Annotated in this window: 11 protein-coding genes; 10 read left to right on the top strand and 1 reads right to left on the bottom strand. The window is 33.7% G+C overall.

From position 1 onward, the window contains the following. Positions 1-55: 55 nt before the first annotated feature. The 8 genes from UEQ13_RS00255 to UEQ13_RS00220 all read left to right on the top strand — a co-directional run bounded on the left by UEQ13_RS00255 (position 56) and on the right by UEQ13_RS00220 (position 5,735). On the top strand, positions 56-481 hold the full coding sequence (locus UEQ13_RS00255; protein ID WP_329804348.1) for an IS630 transposase-related protein: 426 nt from the start codon (positions 56-58) through the stop codon (positions 479-481). Next, on the top strand, positions 379-1,299 hold the full coding sequence (locus tag UEQ13_RS00250; protein ID WP_329804351.1) for an IS3 family transposase: 921 nt from the start codon (positions 379-381) through the stop codon (positions 1,297-1,299). The genes UEQ13_RS00255 and UEQ13_RS00250 overlap by 103 nt, the downstream gene beginning before the upstream one ends. Positions 1,300-1,509: 210 nt before the next feature. Then, entirely contained in the window at positions 1,510-2,157 is a 648-nt protein-coding gene (locus UEQ13_RS00245; protein WP_329804361.1) for a helix-turn-helix domain-containing protein, read from the top strand. A 67-nt stretch (positions 2,158-2,224) separates the two neighbouring features. Continuing rightward, a complete protein-coding gene (locus tag UEQ13_RS00240; RefSeq protein ID WP_158728194.1) occupies positions 2,225-2,758 on the top strand; it encodes a carboxymuconolactone decarboxylase family protein in 534 nt (177 codons plus the stop codon). A gap of 25 nt (positions 2,759-2,783) precedes the next feature. Beyond that, complete coding sequence (locus tag UEQ13_RS00235) at positions 2,784-3,185, top strand: DoxX family membrane protein (protein ID WP_158728193.1); 402 nt, start codon at positions 2,784-2,786, stop codon at positions 3,183-3,185. Then, positions 3,173-3,583, top strand: a complete 411-nt coding sequence (locus UEQ13_RS00230; protein WP_158728192.1) for an OsmC family protein — start codon at positions 3,173-3,175, stop codon at positions 3,581-3,583. Before UEQ13_RS00235 ends, UEQ13_RS00230 begins: the two co-directional genes overlap by 13 nt. 178 nt (positions 3,584-3,761) lie before the next feature. Next, positions 3,762-4,352 carry a hypothetical protein gene (locus UEQ13_RS00225; protein ID WP_329804360.1) on the top strand — a complete coding sequence of 197 codons (591 nt, stop codon included), beginning with the start codon at positions 3,762-3,764 and terminating at the stop codon, positions 4,350-4,352. 195 nt (positions 4,353-4,547) lie between these two features. After that, positions 4,548-5,735 carry an MFS transporter gene (locus UEQ13_RS00220; RefSeq protein ID WP_322549157.1) on the top strand — a complete coding sequence of 396 codons (1,188 nt, stop codon included), beginning with the start codon at positions 4,548-4,550 and terminating at the stop codon, positions 5,733-5,735. A 237-nt stretch (positions 5,736-5,972) separates the two neighbouring features. On the opposite strand, the gene UEQ13_RS00215 is transcribed toward UEQ13_RS00220, so the two are convergent. Continuing rightward, the gene (locus tag UEQ13_RS00215; RefSeq protein ID WP_329804359.1) at positions 5,973-6,335 is read right to left on the bottom strand and encodes a winged helix-turn-helix transcriptional regulator; all 363 of its coding nucleotides are present in this window, start codon (positions 6,333-6,335) and stop codon (positions 5,973-5,975) included. Between the two features lie 97 nt (positions 6,336-6,432). Between UEQ13_RS00215 and UEQ13_RS00210 the strand changes: the two genes are divergently transcribed. Together UEQ13_RS00210 and UEQ13_RS00205 are read left to right on the top strand one after the other, a co-directional pair. Continuing rightward, on the top strand, positions 6,433-7,305 hold the full coding sequence (locus UEQ13_RS00210) for an SDR family oxidoreductase (protein WP_329804358.1): 873 nt from the start codon (positions 6,433-6,435) through the stop codon (positions 7,303-7,305). Between the two features lie 293 nt (positions 7,306-7,598). Beyond that, on the top strand, positions 7,599-8,603 hold the full coding sequence (locus UEQ13_RS00205) for an IS30 family transposase (RefSeq protein ID WP_329804339.1): 1,005 nt from the start codon (positions 7,599-7,601) through the stop codon (positions 8,601-8,603). Positions 8,604-8,680 lie beyond the last annotated feature (77 nt).

The following is an 8,680-nucleotide window of genomic DNA, read 5'->3' as shown; positions in this document are numbered from 1 at the left end:
AATGTAAAATCCTGAAATAGGTTGACAAAAAATCAACAACTATTTACAGGACAATATGAAAGAAAACCAACCACACTGTCAAAAAAAATCCGTTGGATTTGACTTAAAATTAAAAATTATTGATGAAGTATGCAACGGACAAATTTCCGTCAATCACGCAGCAGTAAAATACCAAGTCGGACGTAATGCAATTTATTATTGGTTACAAAAATTTGCTACCTTAGAGCAAAAACAAAAAGGAATGTCAAACAAAGACGAAATTAAAAAACTAAAGCAAAAAATTGAAGAACTGGAATTCATAAAAGACTTCCAACAAATGATTATTGCCGAAGCTGAAATTGATACAGGGAACGATTATGCAAAAAAGTCGCTGCCCGAATCATTGGCCAAAGAAGTGGAACTAAAGAAAAAAGCACTTTTAAAATCAAATGGATCTGCCAATGCTTCGGGATATCAAGACAAGCACTCTACAAAAAAATGAGTGTTTGTAAGAAACAAAAAGCTGATAATGAAAAACTAGTAAAAATGGTTATCGACAAAAGAGGTGAAATCAGTCAAGTAACTGGTGGAAGAAAATTACATCAGCTGCTACAAGAACAAATGAAATTAGAAAACATCAAAATGGGACGTGACAATTTCTTCGATTTTCTTAGAGCTCATACCCTATTGGTTCCTAAACAAAGGAATTTCACACGCACCACAAACTCTAATCATCTCTTTACAAAATGGAAAAATTTGGTGCAAAATAAAGTCCCAAATCATCCCGAAGAACTCTGGGTTAGTGATATAACTTATCTAAAACTAAATGGAAAAAATGCCTATTTAGCTTTAGTAACCGATGCCTATTCTAAACAAATAATGGGCTTTCATGTAGCTACAAACATGAAAGCTTCATTGTCAATAGAAGCTTTAAAAATGGCGTTAAAAAACAGAAAATATCCAAATCAAAAACTAATCCATCATTCCGACAGAGGCTTCCATTATTGTTGGCCAGAATATGTCAAAATTCTACAAGACAACAATATTTTAATAAGCATGACTGAACAATATGATCCATACGAAAACGCTCTAGCAGAACGTTTAAACAAAACTATGAAATATGAATTTGGACTAAATCAGACGATTCCAAACAAAACTATGGCTCAAAAAATGGTAAGACGCGCTGTAAAGATTTATAACTCTTTAAGACCACATGACAGCTTAAAGGGAAGAACTCCTGTTAGCGTGCATTTAAATCCTGATATTCCGTATAAATCGTATCGTAGGAATAATGAAATAATTTATCTAAATTTGAATTGAAAAATTAATTAAAAAACGTCAACCTATTTCAGGACGTTACAATATAAAAAGGATGAGCTGTTAAGGCTTGAAAAAGACTTAAATAATCCGCTTTTATTTATTTGGGTTAAGGGAAAAGACTGTGAAATAAAGTATGAAGGAACAACTCAAATCATAAAAGACAATACTATTTTATGCTTGACAGTTTTTCATAGAATTGAGTTCAACAATTTGGAAACGGCAAGAATTATAAAATTTAACCGGGAGTTTTATTGTGTTTTAGACCACGGCAGCGAAGTAAGTTGTAAAGGTTTATTATTTTACGGTGCTACTCAACTTCCATATTTTCAAATCCCAGTAGAGGAAATAGAAAAATTTGAAACATTTTGGCAAATGTTCAATATAGAAATGCAATCAAAAGATGAACTGCAACTAGAAATGCTACAAATGATGCTCAAAAGGTTTATTATACTTTGTACTCGTATACATAAACGCCAATATAATATTTCTAAACTTGATAATAAAGAGGTAGATATAATTAGAGAGTTTAATTTTTTGGTAGAACAGCACTTTAAAACCAAGCACACCGTAAAAGAGTATGCAGACCTGATGATAAAGTCGCCTAAGACAATATCCAACACTTTCTCACAATTATCAGACAAAAGTCCGCTGCAAATCATACACGAAAGAAAACATTTGGAAGCCAAAAGAATGTTACGATATACCGACAAAGCAATCAAAGAAATTACCTACGAATTGGGCTTTGAAGATATACAGACTTTTAGCCGTTTTTTTAAAAAAATGGAAAATATTAGCCCTTCCGACTTCAAAAATTCATTTTTGGGAAATATTGCCAACTCATCGGGTTTAATGACCTAACAGAAGGCCTCTTTAAGACTGCATCTTTGCATCGTAATTAATTTATAAACAATATAAAATTAAAAAGATGACAAATTTCACAGTTCCCACCCGAGGAGAAGTATCGGAAAACAATCAAGCCATTTTTGACAACTTGCAAAAAGGTTTAGGCTTTGTACCCAATTTGTATGCCTATTACGCAAAAAACGAAACGGCACTAGGCGATTATCTTGCTTTACAAAATCGCAAATCAACACTAAAAGCCAAGGAAAGGGAGGTAATTAATTTAATAACAAGTCAAATTAATGGTTGCCGTTATTGCCAGTCGGCTCACACCGTTTTGGGTAAAATGAATGGTTTTACAGATGAGCAGGTAATTGAACTGCGTAAAGGTTCAGCTTCATTTGACTCTAAATTAGATGCTTTGGTGAAATTCACTGCATCTGTGGTAGAAAACCGTGGCAACACCAAAGAAGAAAGTAAAGAAGCATTTTTTGCAGCAGGTTACACCGAAGCGAATCTAATTGATGTGGTAATTGTGGTTGGCGATAAAATAATCAGCAACTATATCCACAATTTGACTGGCTTTCCAATTGATTTTCCAATTGCACCTGAGCTTTAATTTTTAACATTTAAAATATCATAAAATGAATATCGGAAATATAATTATTAGAATTGCATTCGGGTTGTTGTTTGTTTGGGGCGGTCTGGAAAAGTTTTTTGAAGGATTTCTTGGAGGAGTAGGTCTGCAGAATGCGGCAGGGTTTTTAAAATCTTCAGGTTGGAGCTTTCTCGGTGATTCTGGAACTTTTGTTTTAGCCATCATTTTGTCTTCATTAGAATTGATTGCTGCAATATTACTTTTAGCAAACAAAAAACTATTCTTCGCATTTACATTCCTAGCCTTTATTATGCTTGTAGCATTATTAACCATACACATTCCATCGGGAAATTGGATGAATATAATGATTCATATTGCATTATTTGGTTCATTATTAGGTTTAGGTTTAAATCATTTTAACAAAGAAAAAACAATATGGCAACAATAATCAAAATCAAGAATTTACCCGAAGGGTATCAAAGCATCATAACCAACGGAACTCATACCATAATTGGAGACGAGCCTGTAAAAAGCAAAGGGACAGACTTAGGTTTAAGTCCTTCTGAATTGGTGTTGAGTGGTTTGGCAATGTGTAAAGTAGCAACCGTTCGATATATTGCTCGACAAAAAGGGTGGGAAATAGGCGAAGTAAAAGCCGAACTATCTCAAGAAGTAAAACGTGAAACAGATGGGCTAAAAACCAATATAAAAATAGGTATTCAGATAGAAGGCAACATCACCCAAGAACAAAAAGACGAGCTATTAAAGCAAGCAGATGCCTGTTACATCCATCGTCAAATAATGGGAGAATGGAATATAGAACACGCCACCGAACTGCAACAATAAAAACGGCAGGTAACAAGGGTTTTGCGATAGTGGGGCGACAGTGCTTAATTCAACATTTGTGCTTATATTTGGCATCTGTGTTGAATTGAGCATTTGTGCATTTAATTCCCCACCATCGCAAAGCCCCAAACCGTTGTGCGATATTTTTGAGAACCGCAGTAAAATCAAGACTTTCCTAATGAAAACAAAATTTGGAATTATGAATAAATTGAAATGTATCTTATTTGTTTTACTTTTTAGTAGTTGTGCAAAAAACATAACGACACTTGAACAATATTCAAATTATCCAGTTAAATACTCTAAAACAAAAATAGCTTATCCAACAAATGATTTTAGCATAACTATTCCGAAAAATTGGGAATGGAAAGCTGAAGATTATGAAAATGAGCAAATAATTCTTGGAATGGATATTGGAGAAACTGATTCAATAACAAAATACACAAAAATTATTTCAATTCAGAAATATAAAAGTTTAGAAAATAATACAGACTTAAAAGCCGAATTTGAAACAATGCTAAAAAATTCCGCAAAAAATAATTTAATTCCAGAAATTGTAGAAAATGGAAAAACAAACATTATGAAATATGATTCATATTTTATCCACGCAAAATCTGAAAATGAAAACTCAATAGAAATGATTTCATTTATCGTAAAAAGTAAAGAAAAAGGAATATTTTACTCAATAACAGCAAGTTGTCAAAATAAAGATGAAAGTAAAACTAACTTAAGTATGATGATTAAATGCGTGAAAAGCTTTGAACAGAATTAAAACATCGCACAACAGCGGTTTCAAGAAATGGCGAGGCTCGGGATTTATTTGAAATCGGAAAGGTTTTTAATTTAAAGTTTTGTTTATATTTGTAAAGGCTTGGTCTTGGTTCATCGCCACTTCTTGAAGCCGCGACACGTTGTGCGTCATGCGAACCAACCTACACGTGAATTTAAAAACTAACGAATAAAATTAATGCAAAATAAGAAAAACCTTTGGTTTATAGTTGGAATTACAATACTCAATGCAATTGGGATGACCATTGTACTTCCGCTCTTTCCATTTCTATTAGAGAAATATGTTGCCAATACGAAAATTGCAGCAACTATGAGTTTGTTAGTTTCAATATTTGCTATTTGTCAGTTTTTTGCAGCACCCATTTTTGGTACTTTAAGCGATAGGTTTGGGCGAAAACCGATATTGCTTATAAGCCTTTTGGGTTCAGTTATTGGCTATTTATTGCTTGGTATAGGTGGTGCTCTTTGGATACTTTTTTTAGGTAGAATTATTGATGGTATTACGGCAGGCAACCAGAGTGCTTTATTTGCATATATTTCAGACACCACAGAACCACATGAAAGAGGAAAATGGTTTGGATATTTGGGCGGAGCTAATGGACTTGGGTTTATGGTGGGACCTGCAATTGGTGGACTTCTTGGAGCGAAATCCATCACATTGCCTTTTTATGTGACTGCTATTATTACTTTTATTTCAATAGCTTGTATTTTTATTTTCGTTCCAGAATCACTAACAACGGAGAAACGCACTAAACAGATTACATGGAAAAGTTTTAACACATTCACCCACTTAAAAGAAATATTCTCTATCAAGACTGCCAAAAGCTTAATCATTATGGGAGCGTTTTTTTATATCGGTTTAGGAATATGGCAATTTAATGCCAGTATTTTTCTTAAAGATGTTTTTAAGTGGGGGCCAGAATTCATTGGTGGTGTTTTTGTTCTAGTAGGTATTTGCGATATTCTTTCTCGAGTAATCATCCTACCTCAAATGCTAAAAAAGTATAGCGAACAAACCGTTGGCATTATTGGTTTGCTTGGACTTGTTGTAGGACTTGGGTTGCTATTTATAAGTGCATTTATCACTTCTGTATTTTTTATTGTAGGAGCTGTTGCCTGTATTGTGTTAGGAGAAGGCTTATTTGACCCCTCATATAATGCAAGGCTTTCCAACACTGTTACAGAAGATAAGCAAGGACTGCTACAAGGAACAAGCCAAAGTTTGCAGGCTTTATATCATGTATTAGTTCCGCTTGGAGCAGCCGCAATTTATAGTTACAACAAAGCAACTGTGTTTGGAATTGCTACAATACTAATGATTTGTGGACTTCTGCTATTTATCAATATGAATAATAATAACTCATAGTTGAATGAACAAAAGCACGAACGCACAACATAGTATTGGCAATAGTGGGGCTGACAGTTGTAAACTCAACATTTGTTATTCTATTGAACATTTGTGCAAATGTTGAGTTGACGTTTTTCAAATGCCCCACCATCGCCAATACTCGGCCGTTACCTGCAAGCGTAAAGACGACACTGCAATCATTAAGCAGGCACACTAAAATCATATTCAATCTGCGACAATTGAATGAATGAAAACTTAGGCCTTTTTCAACACAGACTTTCTATGTTCTATTCCCCATTCCATCATTTTATCTAGGACTTCTGTAATTTGTTTTCCTGTTTCAGACAACTCATATTCAACAGATACAGGTGTTGTGTCATATACCGTTCTGACCAACACGCCATTTAATTCCAATTCTTTCAGTTCTTTGCTCAACATTCTGGGTGAAATTTTTGGAATATTGCGTTGAATATCGGTAAACCGTTTTTTACCAAACAGTATTGAACCTAAAATTGGCAACTTCCATTTACCACTAATAACATTGAGCGTATCGTTGATGTTTAGCACATATTCAACGGGACAAGACTTAATCTCTTTTAAACTTAGCTGCTTTTTCATTTTCCTGACTTTTGTTACTATACTTTAGTATAGCACTATACTTTAGGAAGCAAATATAGTGTATCTTTGCATTTCACAATTAAAAAAAATAAAAAAAATGATTTTAGTAACAGGAGCAACAGGACACTTTGGAAAGGCAACCATTGACTTTCTATTAAAAAAGGGTATTTCAGCAAACAGCATTTCGGCTTTAGTAAGAGATGAGGCGAAAGCGGAAGACTTGAAAACAAAAGGCATTAACTTAAAAATTGGCGATTACGACAATTACGCTTCATTGGTAAAAGCATTTAAAGGCGTTGACAAGTTGTTATTGGTTTCAAGTTCTGATGTTGTTAACCTTGGACAACAACACGAGAATGCAGTAAAGGCAGCTAAAGAAGCAGGTGTAAAACATATATTTTATACCAGTTTTGAGCGAAAAAACGATACCGAAACTTCACCTATTTACTTTCTTGCAAAATCGCATATCGACACAGAAAACCTAATCAAGGCAAGTGGAATGACTTACACCATTTTTAAAAACAATCTTTATCTTGATGCGTTACCGATGTCTTTTGGAGAACAAGTTTTAACAACAGGTATATTTTTACCAGCAGGAGATACAAAATCGGCTTTTGCTTTGCGTAATGATATGGCTGAAGCTACTGCCAATGTATTGACAAGCGAAGGACACGAAAACAAAGCATATTCTTTAAACAATACTGAAAATGTATCGATACAAGAAATTGCTGAAGATTTAAGTGAAATAGTTGGTAAACAAATCAATTATGTAAGCCCACCTCAAGATATTTACGTGAAAACATTAACAGAAGCAGGCGTTCCAGCAGAATATGTTGGAGTGTTTGCAGGTGTTGCCGAGGCTATTAAGCAAGGAGAATTTTCAACTGAAAAAACAGATTTAGAAAATCTTTTAGGTAGAAAACCAACGACAACAAAAGACTTCCTGAAAGTAGTTTACGCATCTAAATAATATCTTTAAATTATATCTTTTTATAGCGGACGGTTTTAGAACTGTTCGCTATTTATTTATCCTACAACTCGAAAGACAAAAACGCCAGCAGGTAACAGCGGTTTGGCAAAAGTGGCGGTTTCGTGCTCCGTATGACAGTTTTTCGTAAATTTGAAGTGTGTGCTTCGTATCAACATTTGTGGTGAAAATCGCCACCTTCGCCAAGCCGCAAAACGTTAGCCGTCAGCGTGTAAAAACGTGGGAGAATTCAATAACTTAATGCAACAAATGATAATTTTTATCTTTGTTGAATTATGGAAAAAAAGCACAAACGACTTACACTAAATGAACGCATTATTATTGAGACTTTACTCTATGAAAATAAGTCTAAAAGTTATATTGCAAAGCATCTAAATAGAAATCGTTCTACTATTACTCGAGAAATAAATAGTTGGATGCACAAACCAACCGATAAATACAATGCAACTTTAGCAGATTTCTTTGCAAAAGAAGAGTATTTAAACAAAAGAAATCTTGATAAAATAAATACTCATAAAAAACTTAAACTATTTGTTTACAGAGGCTTATTATGTGGTTTTTCGCCAGAACAAATTGCTGGAAGAATTAAAATTGATTATCCTAACAATAGTATTATGACAATCTCTCATGAAGCAATTTATCAGCATATTTATAAACATAGACAGTCAAGATTAGGCAAAAAACTCATACAACTTCTACCCTATCATCATTCCAAAAGAAGATACAATAGAAAAGGTGGAAAAAACAAAATACGAATCAAAGACCAAGTAAATATTAGCCAAAGACCCAACAGTGTTGAGTTACGAAACGAAGTTGGACATTGGGAAGGAGATCTAATGATTGGTGTAGGACAAAAAAGTGCCATCGGAACAATTGTAGAAAGAAAAACAAGATATGTTTTCATTATTAAATTAGAAAATAGAAAATCCGAAACCGTGACACAACAATTTGCAAAACACTTGAAAACACTACCCAAATACACTGTAAAATCAATGACTTACGACAACGGAATGGAAATGGCAAATCACAAATGGCTATCAAATAACACTGGAATGGATATATATTTTGCTAATCCTTATTCTTCCTGGGAACGTGGAACTAACGAAAACACGAACGGTTTAATTAGGCGTTTTTTCCCTAAAGGAACTGATTTTAACACCATAACAAACAAACAACTAAAACATGCTGAATTAACTCTAAACAATAGACCTAGAAAGGTTTTAGGGTACAAAACACCTCAAGAAAAAATGAATCAAGAAATCACTAACTATATAGCATAAATCAAGCCTATTTCGGAAATAACTTTTGGTCAATTAAAAAGACCAAAAAAGTTATTCTGAAATTAGACAAAATGAAA

This window comes from Flavobacterium facile (assembly GCF_036321945.1).
In the GTDB taxonomy this organism is placed as follows: Bacteria; Bacteroidota; Bacteroidia; order Flavobacteriales; family Flavobacteriaceae; genus Flavobacterium; species Flavobacterium facile.
The sequence above is the reverse complement of the archived record's forward strand: the minus strand, read 5'-3'. Positions and strand labels throughout refer to the sequence as shown.